The sequence below is a fragment of the Marinobacter sp. F4218 genome (assembly GCF_019443085.1).
In the GTDB taxonomy this organism is placed as follows: Bacteria; Pseudomonadota; Gammaproteobacteria; order Pseudomonadales; family Oleiphilaceae; genus Marinobacter; species Marinobacter albus.
In genome coordinates, this window is record NZ_JAHZIL010000003.1 from 1,960,864 (window position 1) to 1,977,804 (window position 16,941).

Below are 16,941 nucleotides of genomic sequence, written 5' to 3' on the forward strand. Positions count from 1 at the left end.
CCGCCTGCTAACCTGCGATTTCCCGCCCTTACCCGCTGCCCGGAAGCTCACCGACGGTAAATCCATCGGCGACTGACCAACGTATTCTCTTTAAATTTCCGACCGGTACCATAGCCATGCGTAAAACGGATAGGCTGGGACCGTCTCCGACCACGCCCAACGATGGCGAAAGGGATTCCCTGGTTGGGCTGTACTTCAGGGATGCGTCCCGGTATGAGCTCCTGACTGAGGCGGCAGAACGCCGTCTCTCCCGCAAGCTGACACGCTGTTACCGCATCATCAGCACCGAATTGGCGCTGCCGGCAGACACGCCACAGACGTTTCGGGAAGTGATCGGCAGCCTGGGGGATGCCTGTGCCTTTTCAGCGCGATGTCGCCGGGCCTTCCATCTGGCGACGGCCTGCCGTCGCAAGCTGATCCAGAGCAACCTGCGTCTGGCCGTCCACATTGCACGTCGCTATGGCCAGCATGGTATTCCCATGTCAGACCTGATCCAGGATGCGAACATCGGTCTGATCAAGGCGGCTGAGCGTTTTGATCCGGGCAAGGGCTTCCGGTTTTCGACCTACGCATACTGGTGGATCAGCGAAGAGGTGAAGCGCTGTCTGCAGCGCGGAACCCGCCTGGTGCATACCCCGGAGAACGTGGTTGACGAAATTCGTCAGTTGCACCGGGTGTCGCTGGGTATGCACCAGACGCTGGGCCGGACGCCTTCCCAGGCGGAACTGGCCAGGGAGATGGAGGCATCTCCATCGCGGATCGGCGAGCTGCGTGCGCTCGCGCTGCGAGAGGTATCCACCGACGTTCCGCTGGTCGACGACGGGTCTGTAACCCTGGGCGATAGCCTTGAGGCCGGGGAGCAGCTCGCGCCGGATCACCCGATGTCCCAACGGGACCGTAGCCGGACCCTGACTGCCATGTTGGGGGAGCTTACCGATCGCGAGCAGGCCATATTGTCACGGCGCTATGGCCTTGGACTGCCCGAGCCCGAGACGCTGCAGGCCATCTCCGACGACCTTGGTATCAGCCGGGAACGGGTCCGCCAGATCGAAAAAATGGCGGTGAAGAAGCTGCAGAGTCGATTCAATAATCCCGAGGACGTGTTCGGAGCCTGAGCCGGTCAGGCTCCTTGGAAGAAGACGTACCAGATGCCTATCGCTACCTGGCAGAGCACCACCACGAAGGTGAGAATCAGGCGCAGTCGCAGGTACCAGTCCGGCCAGTAGATCTTCATCCAGCGTGCATCAACCAGGTACAGGGCGATGTATGCGACGGTGTAGAGCAGAATCCGTCCGGGCGTCGACAGCAACAGCCCGACGCCCGCCACGATAAAGAACAGCTGGCTGAATACCATGGTAACGAGTGGAGATTGGGGGTAGCAGCAATCGTCCAGCTGCATGGAGATGGGCCAGTACACACCCGCCATGAACGCCAGGATCCCCGCACTGTACAAATAAAACCAGGAAACGGCGGCGACGCTGTACTGCGGCATCACGAACACAGTCACCACCGCGGCGAGGAATGGCAGCAGGCCGGCGACGCCAAACACCATGGCCAATCGGGCGACGGCAATCACGTTTTTTCCCTCTGGACCCGTATACGCATGGGCTCTATGTCGGCAGGCTCCATACCCACCATCTCGTGGTAGGCAGACGGGTGTACGACCTGGGTTTCGCGAACCTGAAACCCGGCGAGGGTGTCCTGGATCTGCCAGGCGCTTCGGAAGAGGCTGGTGACGCCGTCCTTGTCAGACAGCAACAGGAGGCGACCATCCAGCGTGAGCCGAGCCATGTAGTGCTGGCCTTCCAGGGAGATGATTTCCAGCAGTTCGATGACCGGACCTTTGCTGTTACGCAGTTCTTCCAGGGTGATTCTCACTGTGAAGCTCCGGAGTTGGTTTTATTGCCAGTGTTACGACTCCGGTACGCAATGAGATCAGTTGCCGAGCGCCAGGCACCTTTGATGCTGGGGGCAACGAACCAGGTGATCGTTCACCATGCCGGTTGCCTGCATGAAGGCATAGACGATGGTTGGTCCGACGAAGGTGAAGCCGGCTCGCTTTAGTGCCCGGGACATGGCTTCGGATTCGGGGGTTGTGACCGGGACTTCGTCGAAGTGCTCCCAGGCGTTCTGGATCGGGGCACCGTCGACGAACGACCACAGAAAGTCGCTGAAACTTTCGCCCTTTTCGCGAAACTCAAGAAATCCCCGTGCATTCTTGATGATCGACCGGACTTTCAGGCGGTTGCGGATTATGCCTGGGTTGGCCAGCAGCTCTGCGACTTTCGCGTCGTCGTATCGAGCGATCCGTTCCGGATCGAAGCCATCGTATGCCTCACGGTAGCTGCCTTGCTTGCGCAGGATGGTGATCCAGCTCAGACCGGCCTGCTGGCCATCCAGGCAAAGCTTTTCAAACAGGGCCAGCTCATCGTACTCGGGCCGTCCCCAAACGGTGTCGTGATAGTGCACGTAGAGGGGATCGGTGCCGCACCAGGGGCAGCGTCCGGTGTCTGTCATCGCTTACTTTCGCTCCTCTGAGTAACGGGTTGCAGGGGAAATGCGGCGACGCAACATCGGGGGCTCGGCGCCTCGCACCGCTCCTGTCCCGGCCAGACCGAAGTCATCCGGTGGAGAGCCAAGCCGCCAGAGTGCCGGGGGCGCCGGGTCGGTCTGGCGGAAGACCAGCGTCACCAGAAATCCGTCCACCTTCCAGCAATCGGCCTGCCAGTCGGGTTCGTTCTGGTCGCCCCGGAGTTCGAAGCCCGGCCCGACTTCCAGGGTTTGCAGGTTGCCGGCGATGCCCCGGCCCGTGGCTTTCAGCCAGGCTTCCTTGAGCGTCCAGACCCTGAGAAATGTTTCCGGACAATCCTCAGCAAGCAGCCATGCCTGCTCCCGTGGCGTGAACCAGCGCCTGGCGACCCGTTGCCAGTGGGGATGGCGGGTACAGGGCTCAAGGTCCAGACCAATTCTTTGCCCCGGGCTGGTTGCGCAGGCAGAAAGACCGTGGCTGTGGCTGAGTGACAAGTGCCAGCCAACCGGCGCCGCCGACTCCACCGGACGGCCATTAACCGGTCTGCAATCGGAGGCCTCCAGACCGCTGGCTCCGGCGATCGCCCGGCGGATCAGCCAACGACTCGACAGGTATTCGCGCTTGCGTGGGCCGCTGAACTTGGCCGCCGTCTCGCGCTCGTAGTCTGTGAGCCAGTCCGGTAATCCGGGGGATTCCCGGCGCCCCTCCCGGCACAGCCATATTGCCGGCCGCGGATCAGGGCTGCAGGCGCTGGATGAGCCAGCCATCGCCATCCCTCACGTATTCGAATCGGTCATGGAGCCGGCTTGGACGACCCTGCCAGAACTCGATCCGGTCGGGCACCACCCGGTAGCCGCCCCAGAAGCTGGGCAGCGGGATTTCGCCAACGCTGAACTTGCGCTTGAGTTCGGCCACCTTCTGCTCCAGCAATCCCCGGGAGTTAATGACCTTGCTCTGTTCCGATACCCAGGCACCAATCTGGCTGCCGCGGGGGCGCGAGGCGAAGTAGCGCAGGGACTCCGACTTGCTGACCTTTTCCACCGACCCCTGAATCCGGACCTGCCGATTCAGACCGATCCAGGGAAACAGCAGGGCGGCCTGGGGATTTTCCTCGATTTCACGAGCCTTGCGGCTGCCATAGTTGGTGTAGAACACAAAGCCGTTCTGATCGAAATATTTCAGCAGCACGGTTCGCAGGTCGGGCAGTCCATCCCGGCCGGCAGTTGCCAATGACATGGCATTGGGTTCGAGAATCCCGGCATTGCGGGCATCCTCGAACCAGTGCTGGAACTGGCGCACTGGATTGTCGTCGAGGGCCTCGCGATCAAGCCCTTCGCTTTCAAAGTCCCGGCGCATATCGCCGATGTCCATACCGCTCCCCTCGTCATTAACAAGTCAAGATCACTCCGACCGCTGAGCATAACCGGTTCGGTGTCGGCTGTCAGGCGTCGCATATGTCCGTTTCGGTTACACAAATAAACAAAAGAGTGAGCGCTGGTTCACATTTCGCCCCGTATTACTTCCCACATTGATTGGTGCCAGGGCGCAGCGATACCAATCGGGAACGCCGCGCTGAAAAAAGAGAGAAGAAACCATGTTGTTAGAATACGATTTTTCGCTGGTCATTGCGTCATATGTGGTCGCGGTACTCGCGGCCTACACCGCCCTGTACTTTGGAACCCGGTTAAACGCCGCCCGTGGCGGCGAGCGCCGGCGCTGGCTGACAACCGGAGCATTGCTGATGGGGTCCGGCGTCTGGACCATGCACTTCGTGGGCATGCGTGCGATGCCGATGGAGGCCCCCTTGTCCTTTGATTCAGTGATGACGGCGGTGTCGTGGCTCGCGGCTGTCGTGGCCTCCGGCGTGGCGCTGAACATCATCGGTCGTTCCCGGATCAGCGTTGCGCTCTTTGCCGCTGCCACACTGGCGATGTCCGGCGGTGTGGTGGTCATGCACTACCTCGGCATGTACGCCATGCGAATGTCGGCGGACCCGACCGTCAATACCGGTTTCCTGGTGCTCTCCGTGGTTATCGCCGTGGTGGCGTCCGGAGCGGCCCTGGCAATATGTCGCAAGCTGCAGGGGCTGCAAGGCGGACGTGCCATGACGATTCAGTTCGCGGCGGCCCTGGTGATGGCTGCTGCAATCTGCGGTATGCATTACACCGGCATGGTTGCGCTGCAGTTTCCGGCGGATGCCGTGCCTGCTGTAGACAATGGCCTGCGTGGCGAATGGATCGGTATTCCCCTGGCGGTGGCCTGTGTCCTGCTCCTGATGGTCGCGCTGGTGGTGACCGTTCTGGATGTGCGCGCCCGGCGGGAGCTTGAATTCAAGAAGGCGGAAGAAAGCCGGTGGGTTGAACGGATGGCGTTTGTGGATTCGGTAACGGGGCTGCCCAATCGTTCGGGACTGGAGCAGGAGCTACTGGATAACCTTGCCCGGCCCGACGCGCGTGAGCATCCGTTTGCGCTGCTCTATCTCGATGTTGCCAATTTCCGGGAACTTGCTGACCGGCTTGGGCATCGGGAGCTGGAGAGTGCGGTGCTTGAGATCAGTAACGCCGTGCGGGGGGTTCTGACCGAAACCGTATACCTCGCCCGGTATTCATCCAGCGCCTTTGTGGCCCTGGTGCCAGACCCGGAGAGTGCCGATCACGCGTTCATGTACAAGCACCTGCGACAGATTGACAGATCAATCACTGCCGCCGGTGTGGCCATAACCTGGCGCATTGGTCAGTCGGTTTTCCCGACCACCGGCAATTCAAGCCGAAAACTGGTGCGGGCAGCCATGCTGCCCCGTGACCCGGGCGAGATCGGACATTTCGCCAACATGAAGGCCGATCCGGACCTGGCCCTGCCCGGCCAGGTCCGTGGCAGCTGACAAAACCGGTCGGGGCCGACTATCCTTGTGAACAGGCGGGGGCGACGAAGCCCCCGGGATTGTGCCTCTTACAAGGAGAGATCTGTGGCCGAGAGCCGTCAACCGAACCGCCTCGCCAGGAACCTGCTCATCGGGCTCCTCGTACTTGTTGTTCTCTACGGGCTTGCTGGTTTCCTCCTCCTGCCCTGGTGGCTGGAAAGGACACTGCCCGAGCAGCTGAATCAGCGCATGGGGTGGCAGGCCGAAGTCACCGGGATCTCGGTCAATCCATTCGCACTCAGTGTTGAGACGCTTGGCCTTTCGGCGCGGGACAGTGATGACGAAAAAGTCGTTGCCTTCGACCGGTTGTCCCTGAACCTGAACTTTTTTCAGCTGGTTCGGGGGATCATCGGGTTCGAGGCTATTGAGTTGCAGGAACCGTTCATCCGGCTGGACCTGCTTGAGGATTACAGCGTCAATTTCGCCCGGGACTGGCAGGACAACAATCCGACGACCAAGGAGACGGCACCTGACGGTAACGAGTCAGGCCCACCCCGCTTTTATTTCACCGGGATTGCCATTGAAGGCGGTGAGTTGCTGTTCCGGGACTATAGCAAGGCCGAGCCGGCCGAGTTCCGGATAACCCCGCTGGATCTCAGCCTGAATGATCTCGCGACCTGGCCACGGGATGGGGAGGACAGCAATTACAGCCTTCAGGCTGCCATCGGGGACGAGACTATCGAGTGGCAGGGCGACCTCAGTGTCACTCCCCTGTACTCCCGGGGATCGCTCAGCATCAGCGGCATTGGTTTCCAGACCCTCAAGCATTTTCTCGCCCCCTACCTGCCCTACGATCTGCGTGGTGGCCGGGTCAGCCTGCGTTCGGATTATGAACTCCAGGCCGGCGACATGCTGTTCCTGGCAACCCGTAACGGCACCCTTTCGCTCGAGGATCTGGCGGTCGCCGTCAATGCCGACAGCGAAGAAGCCCGCCTGACTTCCGGGACCATCAGCGTTGACCAGATCGGTTTCGATCTCAATGCCAGGGAGGCCAGCGTGGGTCAGGTCTCCCTCGATGCCCTGGAGCTTGCCCTTGCCCGTGATGAAACCGGGACAATCGATTGGCTGGCGCCGCTGGCCCCGGAGGAGGACGGGCAAACAACCGACGGGGAATCTGACTCGCGGGCCTCAGCGGGAGCCCGTCCTTTCCGGTGGTCCGTCGCCGGCATTAGCCTGTCGGAGGGGCGCGTACGGTGGCAGGATCGTCGGACGGAGACTCCGGCGGATCTGACTCTGGAACAAATTTCCCTGACCACCGGCGCCCTGAGCCACAGACTCGATGAGCCGGTGAACTATCAGCTCCAGGCCAACCTCGCCAGTGGCGGTACGCTGTCATTCGACGGCCAGTTGACGCCAAAGCCGTTTACCCTCGAAGCCGGTATATCCGGCTCCCAGGTGGCGCTGGCGGCGTTTGAACCCTACGTGCAGGAAGGGGCCAACCTGACCATTGCCGACGGTACCCTCGGGGTCGATGGCAACCTCGACCTGGATGGCCAGCAGGAGCCCCTGACCGGCACTTTTAGCGGCACGGCGGAAGTGGCCGGCCTCGCGCTGCAATTGAGGGACGGGAACGATCGGCTGTTGACCTGGCAATCTCTCCGCCTGGCGCCCATCGAATACAACGTGAATCCGGCCCGACTGGAAATCGGCACCGTGACACTGACCGGGCCCGAAGTCCGTGTGGTGCGCGCGAGCAATAATGTGCATAACCTGTCGCGTATTGTCCGCTCCGGCGCCGGTGGTCAATCGAATGAAGCTGCTGGTGACAAGCCCGGGTTCATCTTCCGGATTGGCCAACTGATGCTTGAGCAGGGGGCGATTGCCTACACCGACCGCAGCATCAGCCCGGCATTTACCACCTCCTTCGACGAACTCAGTGGGTCAGTGACCGGGCTCAGTAATATTCCTCCGCAGCAGGGCAAGGTGGACATCAGTGGGCGCGTGAGTGACGTCGCCACAGCGAAGTTTGGGGGCACCCTGGGGGCCCTCGGTACCGACGATGTAAGCCACCTGAAGCTGACCATGAAGGGTTTGTCGCTGCCGGCGCTGTCACCGTACTTCGGCCGCTACATCGGTTACGGCGTGGACAGCGGCAAGCTGGACCTGGACCTGGCCTATGAAATTTCAGGTAGCCGGATAGACGCCAGCAACCTGGTGGTCATGGACCGCTTCGAGCTGGGGCAGCCGGTCGCCAGTGAGAACGCCGTCGATGCGCCCGTGGCTTTGGGGCTGGCCCTGCTCAAGGATCAGGACGGCGTGATTGAGGTGGATCTGCCCATCAGCGGTGACCTCTCGGACCCGGATTTCAGCCTGGGCCAGGTGATCATGCGAGCCTTCGTGAACCTGCTGGTCAAGGCAGCGACGTCGCCGTTCAGCATGCTGGGGTCCATTGCCGAGATAGCGGGGTTCAGCAGCGACGAGTTGGGGCAGGTCAGTTTCCAGCCAGGCAGCGTGGCGCTGACCGAAGGCGAACCCGCCAAGCTCGCGGCCCTCGCGGACGGCCTGCTGGAGCGTCCGGAACTGTTGCTGAACGTCCGTGGCGGTGTCGCACCCGAGGCGGATGGCCTGGCGTTGCTGCGGGAGGAACTGACATCGGGTGGCCGGAAATCGTTGTCCGATGACGAGTGGGAAGCGGCGAAGCAGGCCTACCTCGCCGGTGAGCGTCAATTACCGCCCGAGGCCTTGAACGATCTGGCCTCCGCCCGCGGTATTGCGGTCCGGAAGGTATTGCTGGATACCCACAAGGTGCCCGCGGACCAGCTGTTCATGCTGGACCCCTCTCGCGACGCGAACGTCAACGACGATGGCGCGGTGACCGTCCAGTTTACTCTGGATGTTCGCTAGGGCAGGTCGAAGTCGGTGAGGAAGCCCCGGGGCAGCTGCAGGCCCCATTTTTCGACCATCAGTCGATAGGCGCCGTTGGTTACCAGCGGCGACATGAGATGAAGCATGTCATCGGCAGTCACGGGGCCATCTTTCCGGGCAATGATGCGGAGCTGGTAGCGCTGGTCGAGCTTGTCCGAAATAAGCAGGGTACGCCAGTCCTCGGGGTGTTCCGACAGGTGCATCTGAAGGTAGGAGCGGCTGATAATCGCCACCTCCGCAACCGATGGCCGATCGGCTTTGATGAGCTGGAGGTTGCGGCTGTGACTGTCGGAAAACTCAATATTGAATTTTTCCAGGAGGACCTGGCTGTCGGTCTCGAAATCGGCAAACCCGTAGTGGTAACCGGACATCGCCACGATATGATGGCGGCTGATGTCCTCGAAAAACGACAGGTCGCGATCGGGTTTTTTCAGGGCAACATAGAGCTCCTCGTCCGTGAGGATCGGGCGGCTCATGGTGACGTCCCGGTCTGACCAGCCCCAGTCGGCGCTCTCAAAGAAAATGACGTCGTAGAGGCCGGCCTCGAAGTCGAGATAGCGACGCTTGGGAGAGGTGTAGAAGACCCGGATCTCGACGTCCTCGTTGGCAGCCTCGATGCCCTGAATCAGGTCACCCAGCAAGCCTTGAGGTTCGTTGGTGTGGCTGATTTCGGCAACGGGCGGGAAATAGTAGGCACCGACGGTGATCTCGGTCTTCGGGGATGCGGCCGAGCCCCAGCACATCGCGAATACGCCGGTGACCAAAGCCAGTGTTCTGCTCATTCGATGGGTTGCGGGCACGCTGGGTCTTACACCTGTAAAGAATGAATACTCATTCAGACTAGCACTGGAATGGGTGGGACTGAACAACTGGATTATAAACTTATGCAAAACCGGAAGCCGCGTCATGGTTAATGCGTCGAGCCCTTTCTTCGCCTACGTTTCCCGACTTCGCTGGATCAAGCGTTGGGGGTTGATGCGCAACGCCATTGAAGAGAATGTGGCGACGCATTCCTGGGAGGTGGCAACCCTGGCCCACGCCCTGGCCCTGATCCGTAACCGGCACTTTGGCGGCCAGGCCAATGCTGACCGGATCGCAGCGGCGGCCCTTTACCACGACGCCACCGAGGTCATCACCGGGGACATGCCAACGCCGGTGAAGTACCACTCGAGGGTGATGCGCGAGGCCTTCGGTGACATTGAGCACAAGGCCGAGGCCGAATTGCTGGCGCTGCTGCCGGAGGATCTGCGGGCGGATTTTTCACCCTACGTGCGGGAATCGAGGCTGCCGGCGGAGGACAGGGAACTGATCAAGGCGGCGGATCGTCTGTCCGCCTGGCTCAAGTGCCAGGCGGAAATCCGCGCCGGTAACAAGGAATTTGAACCGGCCGCGAGACAGATCCGGGCCCGTCTGGAGGAAGACGGGCTGCGGGAAGTGGCCTATTTCATGAGCGTCTTTGCGCCCAGTTACGAACAGCCACTGGATAACCTGCTGGAGTGATGCTCCGGGAGGCGGTTGGTTGCCTTCAGGCGTCGGCGGCGGAGCCCACCAGACCGCCCTTCAGGCCGTCACGGCGTAACGCCTGGCGGACTGCGTCTTCGGGGCTGCCTGCCAGTTCCCGGAACATACCCATGGAGCCAAGCAGCGCTGACGATTCGTAGGGAACGAAGACCCGTTCACCGTCTTTCGCCATCGTCGGCAGGACCTTGATGTAGCTTTGGCCCAGCAGGTAGCCGATGACGGTCTGTTTGTTCTCTTCGGAGTCGCCCATGGCGCTGAGTACCAGGCGAATGGACTCCTGCTCGCCCTGGGCGCGCAGAATCGCCGATTCCTTGTCGCCCTGGGCGTTGAGGATGGCGGATTCCCGCTGCCCCTGGGCCATGGCGATGGCAGCGGATTTCTCGCCCTCGGCCTCGGTGACCGTGGCCCGGCGCTTCCGCTCGGCGGCCATCTGCAGGCGCATGGCCTCCTCAACCTCTTCGGGCATGCTGATGTCCTGGACCTCGACCCGGGTCAGCTTCACGCCCCACTTGGAGGCTGGCTCTTCCATCTCCGCCTGGATGGCGTTGTTCACCTCGCTGCGGGATTCAAACAGTTTGTCCAGCTCCATCTTGCCGACCACCGAGCGCAGTGTGGTCTTGGCCAGGACTTCCACCGCCTGGCTCATGTTGGCGACTTCGTACACCGCCCGGCGTGGATCAATAATCTGGTAATACAGGGCTCCGTTGATCTTCACGGTCACGTTGTCGGTGGTGACGACCGGCTGGCCGGGGAAGTCCATGACCGTTTCACGGCGATCAATGCGGGTCTCGTCGGTGGTGACCGGGTGGTATTCCTCGCCCACGCGCATGTAGCGGATCATGGTAATCGGGCGCGGCCGCTCGATGAACGGAATGATGATGTTGACGCCGCTTTCGAGGACCCGGTTGAAGGACCCGAGGCGCTCAATAACCATCACCTCGGATTGACGGACAATCACCAGGCCTTTGGCGATGATAAAAATGCCGATTACAACGAAAACCAGGCTGAGAACCAGCCCCGGTGTGATGAACGGTTCCATGTTTACTGCTCCGTGTGAGTGATCGTTTCGACGACGGCGGTGGTGCCGTCAAATTGCTTAAAGATAACCTCGGTGCCTTCGGGAAGCTCGGAGGTGCCGGTGCTCTCGACTCTCAGCCGATAAAAGTCACCGTTCACCTTGATGCCGCAGGCGCCGTCAAAATCCCGTTTCAGGATGCGATAGCGCTGGCCATGTTCAACACCGGTGCCGGTGGTGCCGTAGGCGACCCCCCGTGGGGAAAACCGGGGCCGGATCCAGCGTATTGCGATCGGAACCAGAAGGCCGGAAAAAACGCCCATGCCGACCAGTTGCCATTCGAAGGACGCACCAAAGAACGCCAGCAGTGAGGTCAGTGCCGCCGCTACACCCAGTGCCAGCAACAGCAGGACGCCGGAGGTGAGCTCGGCCAGGCTCAGAACCAGGGCGAGGATCAGCCAGAAATGCGTAAGGCTCCATTCCATATACGACTTCCATTGTTCCATAGTGGTGATCGGGGCGGCGGTTGCCCGCCAGCGGAGATCGATTGTACCCAAATCCGGCGGGCGCGTCTCAGGGTGGCCGTAATGCCTGAGTGAGATGTCGACTGCAGCCATATCCGGCACCGGGGCAGCTGTTAAAGTGATGGCTTTCCAGGACATTCAACAACAAGAGGTCGTGTGGCCATGAAGGATCTGAACAACAAGGTTGCAGTGGTTACTGGCGCAGGCTCCGGTATTGGGCGGGCACTGGCGTTGGCGCTGGCGAAGCGCGGGTGCCGTCTGGCCGTATCCGATGTCAACGAGTCCGGGCTGGCGGAGACGGTGGACGCGCTCAAGGGTACCGAGGTGAAGAGCTACCACCTTGATGTGTCGGACCGGGACGCCATTTATGCCCACGCCGCCGCGGTGGCAAAGGATTTCGGACAGGTCAATCTCGTGGTCAACAACGCCGGCGTGGCCCTCTCCGCCAGCGTTCGCGAGATGACCGATGAAGACTTCAAGTGGGTCATGGATATTGATTTCTGGGGGGTCGCCCATGGCACGCGGGCCTTCCTGCCGCATCTGATTGCCTCCGGCGAGGGCCATGTGGTGAACATTTCCAGTGTCTTCGGCCTGATCGGTGTACCCAAGCAGAGCGCCTACAACGCCGCCAAATTCGCGGTTCGCGGCTTCACCGAAGCGTTGCGCCAGGAGATGAAACTGGAGAATCAGCCGGTTGCCGTCAGCTGCGTACACCCGGGAGGTATCCGCACCAACATCGCGAACGCCGCCCGCATGGGCAAATCGGAGAACGCGGCCGCCCAGCGCAAGGGTTTCGACAAACTGGCGATGACCACGCCGGAAAAGGCGGCGGAAATCATCGTCAAAGGCATACTCCGGGACGAGTCGCGCATTCTGGTCGGCCCGGATGCCTGGGGCATCGAGGCCATCAATCGATTGCTGGGCGCCGCGTATCAGCCGCTGGTTGAGCGCTTCTCCCGCAAGAACCTGTATGTCTGAGGCATAACAGAATGGCGGCAGGTGGAAAGGGGTAACACCTGCTGTACATTTTACATACAGTCGAGGCAGGTCCTATACTTGGGGTTCATTCAGGGAAAGAATCCAGCATGAACACGCCTCTCCATACGGATCTGGGGGCGACTCTGGAGCGGAGTCGTTCTGGCCTCAGGGAAAGCCATCGCCGGTCGATCATGCGACTCCTGTTCGCGGTCACCGGTTCATCTCTGGTTGTGTTTGCCTGCCTCCAGGTATTGAACGGGTACTGGTGGGTGGGTGCCATGGAACTCTTTGCCAGTGCGCTCCTGTTCTTTGGCGTGGGCAGATTGCGTGCCACACCGCACCTCCAGCACTGGACCTACGCCTACCTGATTACCCTGTTTTCGTTCTTCATGATCATCATGCTGCTGCCGCAGGCTTCGGTGTCGGCGTTTGTCTGGGTCCTGATGATTCCGGTGCTGGCGTATCTGCTGCTGGGCAAACGCGAGGGTATGCTGCTGAGTGTGCCGTTCATGCTTCTGGGCGGAGTTGTCTACTACCTGCACCTTGGCAGGGTCGGCAGCCCGGAAATGCTGATTGACCTCCTGAATATGATGCTCTGCGGTGTACTCATGCTGGCGTTCATACACGTCTATGAAATCTGGCGGGAAGAAGCCGAACAGCGCCTGGTGGATATGGCGGAAACCGATGCCCTGACCGGGCTGGCCAACCGCAGCAAATTCCAGGGCATCCTGAACCGTACCATCGCCGAAAGCGCACGCAGCGGTACCGAATTTGCACTGGTGATCATGGATATCGACCACTTCAAGGTTGTTAACGACACCCTGGGCCACGATGCCGGCGACCAGGTGCTGAAAAGCATCGGACGGCGCCTGACCGAGCGTCTACGGACCACGGATTCGGTCGGGCGGCTGGGCGGTGAGGAGTTCGGCCTGATCCTGCGGGACGTGAAGCCGGCGGTGGCGTTCGAATTGATGGACGAGCTACGCCAGCGTATTGCTGAACGGGACCTGACCTACGGCGAGGTTCACATCAGGGTTACGGCCTCGTTTGGCATTGCCCAGTGGCCGGCGGATGGCCGGGACGTCCAGACCCTGTTCTGCATGGCCGATCGCGGCCTGTATTCCGGTAAACGGTCCGGCCGTAACTGCGTCGCCCGCCCCGATGGCGTGGCGTCGCAGATACCGCGTGAAATTCTCTCTGGTCGGGCCAGTTAAATCCGGTACCCTTGGGTCATGAGCCATTTCCCGCAAGGAACGAATGCCCGTCATGTGCGAACTCCTGGCCATGAGTGCCAATACGCCCACGGATCTCTGTTTCAGCTTCACCGGTCTGACCCGTCGCGGTGGTGATACCGGGCCCCACAAGGACGGCTGGGGTGTGGCGTTTTATGAGGGCAAAGGGGTGCGGGCGTTCCACGATGTCGATGCCAGTGCCAACTCCCGCATCGCCGAAGTGGTCCAGACCACCCCGATCAAGAGCGAGGTGGCCATTTGCCATATCCGACAGGCGAATGTCGGTGCAATCTGTCTGGCCAACACACACCCGTTTCAGAGAGAGCTCTGGGGCCGCTACTGGGTATTCGCCCATAATGGCCAGATCTCGGGATTCCGGCCGACTCCGGGTTTCTACGAACCGGTCGGCAGCACCGACAGCGAGTCGCTGTTCTGCGATATTCTCAATCACCTCCGGCGTGACTGTGGCCGTGATACCCCAACGGAAACCATCGTCGCGCATCTGGTGGCACTGGCACAGGGCTATGCGCGTGCGGGGGTGTTCAATCTCCTGCTCAGTAACGGCGACTGGTTGTTCACCTTCTGCAGCACGAAGATGGCGAGCATCACCCGCCGAGCCCCGTTCGGACCGGCGAGGCTGAAAGATGCCGATGTCATCGTCGACTTCGAATCCGAAACCACGCCCGATGATGTGGTCAGCGTGATTGTTACCGAACCGCTGACAACGGACGAGGTCTGGGACATCTACCGGCCCGGTGAATGGCGCCTGTGGCGCAAGGGCGAGGTCGTCATGTCCGGGAAGGACGAAGCCGGATGACCTTTGCCACCCGGTTCCGGACGTCCGAATCGCCGCCCTGAGCGGCGTTACTGCAGAGTTCGGCGATTGCCGTTCTGGTACTCGGGCGCGATGTACTGCTGGATCTCCTCCTTGAACCGGGCAATCAGGTCACTGTTGTCCTTGTCCCAGGGGTGAAAACCCGGTTTGAAGTACTCCAGCCACGCCGGAATCAGGCTGGAGAAAGAGCCGTTTATGCCCCACATGCGCCACATCCCCGTAGCCGCCGCCCTCACCGAGAAATTCCCGCGATCGTTGAGCATCATCCGCCCGGTGAACCAAGTCGCTACCACGCCCAGCACGCCGGTACTCACCAGCTGGTAAACCACGCGTTCGGCGTAGGTACCGCCGGCCTGCAGGAACACGTCATAGGCCACGGCCTTGTGCTCGGTCTCCTCAATGGCGTGCCAGACCCAGAGTGGACGCATGCTCTCGTCCATGTCTTCACGCACGTCGTCCCGTTCCAGCAGCATGTCGGCCATCATCGCGGTGATGTGCTCAAGGGCGCAGGTGACTGCCAACTGATGGCGTTTGGGCAGCAGGCGGACCACATCGAGCAGTACCTTGAGATCTTTCTCCATGGCTTCGACCGGCATGCCCTGGTCTCGCACATGCCGGTTCATGGCAATGTGTTCCAGGGAATGCATGGCTTCCTGTCCGATGAACCCCCGGACCTCGTCCTTGAGCCTGGGGTCCTGGATCTGGCTTCGGAACGCACGCACGGAATCCACGAAGAACTGCTCGCCCTCGGGAAACAGGACCGACAGGGCGTTCATGGTGTGACTGATCAGGTAGTTGTTGTCGACCCAGTACCGGGGCACTCGAACGTCGAATTCAAAGCCCATGCGCTGGGGCCTGATGGTGACGTTGTCGGGGGTGTTGGACCCCTTGTGGACGGCTGCTGCCCGTTTTTCCGATGTTTTCGTGCTCAGCATCTGTGTACTCCTCACTTTGGCTGATGGCATGGCTCAAGTGTGGGAGAGTCAACGCCGGGACGGAATGCGCGAAAGGGACGGCCATCGTTCAGGATGGGCCAGAGCAGGTGTGACGATTGACTATGTTGACGGAACCATACCTGCCCCCCGCCCCACTGTGGCGCCGGGGACCTTCTGATAGAGTCGGGGTGTCGCGTTTCGAAACCTTCCCTAAAGGATCTTGTATGGCAACAACCGGACCGGAAAACGAGCTGCGGACGCTGGGGCTGTTCCTGGTGCCCGGTGTCTACATGCGGGTACTGGCGGAAACGGTCCGGCAGCTCGGCCACAATGATCGGAAGCTCTACGAGGGCCTCAACTTTACCGCCGATGACCTCAAAGCCAACGACAGCCGGGTGTTTGTGACCGACGCGATCCTGATGGCACAACGTGCCCTCGATCTGGCGGGGCCGGACGGCCTGAGCTTCGCCCTCGCCCGCGAGTTGCGTCTGACCATTCACGGAACGCTCGGTTTTGCCGCCCTCACCAGCCCCACCTTTGAGGGTGCGCTGGATTCGGTGCACCGATACCTGCAGTTGCGCGCGCCGTTTCTGAGCATGAAGCAGTCCCTGGCTGGCGAGCGGGTATTGGTGCAGTTGTGCACCGAGTTCGACGTTCCGGAGCTCTACCCGTTTCTGGCCGAAACCGTCAGCGCCACCCTGATTCTCCTGACCGAACAGCTGCTCGACCGCGACGATGCCCAGGGCAAGGGGTTCGCCCTCGAGCAGGGAAAACTGCCGGGTGTCACCGTGCGCCTGAGCGCGCCGGAGCCGCCTTATTATCGACGGTTTGCCGACCAGTTTCCGGTCCAGTTCCAGTACGGTCAGCCGGAGGAAATGCTGGTCTTCCCCCGGCAATTGCTGGAGGTTCGCATGCGCCTGGCCGATGCGGACGCCTCGGAGATGGCCCGCGAGCAGTGTGAATTCGAGTTGCAGAAAGCCCTCAAGGAGCAGGGCGACATCTCCCTGGCCATCCGCAACATGCTGAGGATGATGCCGGGCCCCCTGCCGTCACTGGAGGTCATGGCCGAGCGCTTCTGCGTCTCGTCCCGGACCCTTAAGCGGCGGCTGGCGGAAAAGGACACCCACTACCGGGAAATCGTCGAGGCGGTGCTCAAGGACCGGGCCATCCAGCTGCTGCGTTATACCAATCAGTCGGTCAGCGAAATTGCCTACGAACTGGGCTACGCGGACCTGTCCAATTTCAGCCGGGCGTTCCGCAAGTGGACCGGCAAGTCTGCCAGCGAGTTTCGGGAGGACGGGCCGGATCCGGCGCCGGAGGTGGGGCCCTGAGGTTGGGAATTCGGTTCTTGGGGCTGCCTGGTTGGACGTGTGGTCGCAGGGTGGATGTTTATTTTTTGAATTCAGGGACTATGCCCTTATTGTTTGACGGGCGGGGGTTGGATTATTTTTCCCGCCAGGAAAAAGATGTCTGAGCGCAGCGAGTTGTTTTTTCCAAGGGAAAAATAATCCAGCCCCCGGGCCAGCCACCAAACCCCAAAGGCCAGGTCCGCAGTCGAACCATCAATGGAAGCCAGAAGGAAAGCA

General features: G+C 61.0%; 17 protein-coding genes. 8 read left to right on the plus strand and 9 right to left on the minus strand.

What is annotated here, in order from left to right:
* The first annotated feature begins 116 nt into the window (after window positions 1–116).
* The gene (locus K0B93_RS12970; protein WP_219867608.1) at window positions 117–1,115 is read left to right on the plus strand and encodes a sigma-70 family RNA polymerase sigma factor; all 999 of its coding nucleotides are present in this window, start codon (window positions 117–119) and stop codon (window positions 1,113–1,115) included.
* Window positions 1,116–1,120: 5 nt separating this feature from the next.
* Here K0B93_RS12970 and K0B93_RS12975 read toward each other — a convergent pair whose 3' ends face one another.
* From K0B93_RS12975 to pdxH, 5 genes are read right to left on the minus strand one after another with little or no spacing between them, the layout of a single operon-like run.
* Window positions 1,121–1,576: a DUF3429 domain-containing protein gene (locus K0B93_RS12975; RefSeq protein WP_219867609.1), complete on the minus strand. Its 456-nt coding sequence runs from the start codon at window positions 1,574–1,576 to the stop codon at window positions 1,121–1,123.
* Window positions 1,573–1,878, minus strand: a complete 306-nt coding sequence (locus tag K0B93_RS12980) for a DUF6482 family protein (RefSeq protein WP_219867610.1) — start codon at window positions 1,876–1,878, stop codon at window positions 1,573–1,575. Before K0B93_RS12980 ends, K0B93_RS12975 begins: the two co-directional genes overlap by 4 nt.
* 57 nt (window positions 1,879–1,935) lie before the next feature.
* Window positions 1,936–2,517 (minus strand): DNA-3-methyladenine glycosylase I, encoded by a 582-nt coding sequence (locus tag K0B93_RS12985; protein WP_219867611.1) that lies wholly within the window; start codon window positions 2,515–2,517, stop codon window positions 1,936–1,938.
* A 3-nt stretch (window positions 2,518–2,520) separates the two neighbouring features.
* Complete coding sequence (locus K0B93_RS12990) at window positions 2,521–3,297, minus strand: 4'-phosphopantetheinyl transferase family protein (RefSeq protein ID WP_219867612.1); 777 nt, start codon at window positions 3,295–3,297, stop codon at window positions 2,521–2,523.
* A complete protein-coding gene (gene pdxH / locus K0B93_RS12995; protein ID WP_219867613.1) occupies window positions 3,266–3,901 on the minus strand; it encodes a pyridoxamine 5'-phosphate oxidase in 636 nt (211 codons plus the stop codon). Before pdxH ends, K0B93_RS12990 begins: the two co-directional genes overlap by 32 nt.
* Before the next feature lie 223 nt (window positions 3,902–4,124).
* Here pdxH and K0B93_RS13000 point away from each other — a divergent pair, with 223 nt between their 5' ends.
* Together K0B93_RS13000 and K0B93_RS13005 are read left to right on the plus strand one after the other, a co-directional pair.
* Window positions 4,125–5,411: an MHYT domain-containing protein gene (locus K0B93_RS13000; protein ID WP_219867614.1), complete on the plus strand. Its 1,287-nt coding sequence runs from the start codon at window positions 4,125–4,127 to the stop codon at window positions 5,409–5,411.
* A gap of 84 nt (window positions 5,412–5,495) precedes the next feature.
* Window positions 5,496–8,294 carry a DUF748 domain-containing protein gene (locus K0B93_RS13005; protein WP_219867615.1) on the plus strand — a complete coding sequence of 933 codons (2,799 nt, stop codon included), beginning with the start codon at window positions 5,496–5,498 and terminating at the stop codon, window positions 8,292–8,294.
* On the opposite strand, the gene K0B93_RS13010 is transcribed toward K0B93_RS13005, so the two are convergent.
* Window positions 8,291–9,097: a substrate-binding periplasmic protein gene (locus K0B93_RS13010; protein WP_228743368.1), complete on the minus strand. Its 807-nt coding sequence runs from the start codon at window positions 9,095–9,097 to the stop codon at window positions 8,291–8,293. The genes K0B93_RS13005 and K0B93_RS13010 overlap by 4 nt on opposite strands.
* Window positions 9,098–9,221: 124 nt before the next feature.
* Between K0B93_RS13010 and yfbR the strand changes: the two genes are divergently transcribed.
* Window positions 9,222–9,815, plus strand: coding sequence for a 5'-deoxynucleotidase (yfbR, locus tag K0B93_RS13015; protein ID WP_219867616.1), 594 nt, complete (start codon window positions 9,222–9,224; stop codon window positions 9,813–9,815).
* 25 nt (window positions 9,816–9,840) lie between these two features.
* Here the strand turns inward: yfbR and K0B93_RS13020 are convergent, their stop codons facing one another.
* Together K0B93_RS13020 and K0B93_RS13025 are read right to left on the minus strand one after the other, a co-directional pair.
* Window positions 9,841–10,875: an SPFH domain-containing protein gene (locus K0B93_RS13020; RefSeq protein WP_219867617.1), complete on the minus strand. Its 1,035-nt coding sequence runs from the start codon at window positions 10,873–10,875 to the stop codon at window positions 9,841–9,843.
* Between the two features lie 2 nt (window positions 10,876–10,877).
* Window positions 10,878–11,468 (minus strand): NfeD family protein, encoded by a 591-nt coding sequence (locus K0B93_RS13025; RefSeq protein WP_228743369.1) that lies wholly within the window; start codon window positions 11,466–11,468, stop codon window positions 10,878–10,880.
* A gap of 69 nt (window positions 11,469–11,537) precedes the next feature.
* Between K0B93_RS13025 and K0B93_RS13030 the strand changes: the two genes are divergently transcribed.
* From K0B93_RS13030 to K0B93_RS13040, 3 genes are all read left to right on the plus strand, one after another.
* Window positions 11,538–12,353 carry an SDR family NAD(P)-dependent oxidoreductase gene (locus K0B93_RS13030; RefSeq protein ID WP_219867618.1) on the plus strand — a complete coding sequence of 272 codons (816 nt, stop codon included), beginning with the start codon at window positions 11,538–11,540 and terminating at the stop codon, window positions 12,351–12,353.
* Window positions 12,354–12,460: 107 nt separating this feature from the next.
* Complete coding sequence (locus K0B93_RS13035; protein WP_219867619.1) at window positions 12,461–13,567, plus strand: GGDEF domain-containing protein; 1,107 nt, start codon at window positions 12,461–12,463, stop codon at window positions 13,565–13,567.
* A 52-nt stretch (window positions 13,568–13,619) separates the two neighbouring features.
* The gene (locus tag K0B93_RS13040) at window positions 13,620–14,402 is read left to right on the plus strand and encodes a class II glutamine amidotransferase (RefSeq protein WP_219867620.1); all 783 of its coding nucleotides are present in this window, start codon (window positions 13,620–13,622) and stop codon (window positions 14,400–14,402) included.
* Window positions 14,403–14,449: 47 nt separating this feature from the next.
* Here K0B93_RS13040 and K0B93_RS13045 read toward each other — a convergent pair whose 3' ends face one another.
* The gene (locus K0B93_RS13045; RefSeq protein WP_219867621.1) at window positions 14,450–15,355 is read right to left on the minus strand and encodes a metal-dependent hydrolase; all 906 of its coding nucleotides are present in this window, start codon (window positions 15,353–15,355) and stop codon (window positions 14,450–14,452) included.
* 224 nt (window positions 15,356–15,579) lie between these two features.
* Between K0B93_RS13045 and K0B93_RS13050 the strand changes: the two genes are divergently transcribed.
* The gene (locus K0B93_RS13050; protein ID WP_219867622.1) at window positions 15,580–16,686 is read left to right on the plus strand and encodes an AraC family transcriptional regulator; all 1,107 of its coding nucleotides are present in this window, start codon (window positions 15,580–15,582) and stop codon (window positions 16,684–16,686) included.
* The last annotated feature ends 255 nt before the right edge of the window (window positions 16,687–16,941 follow it).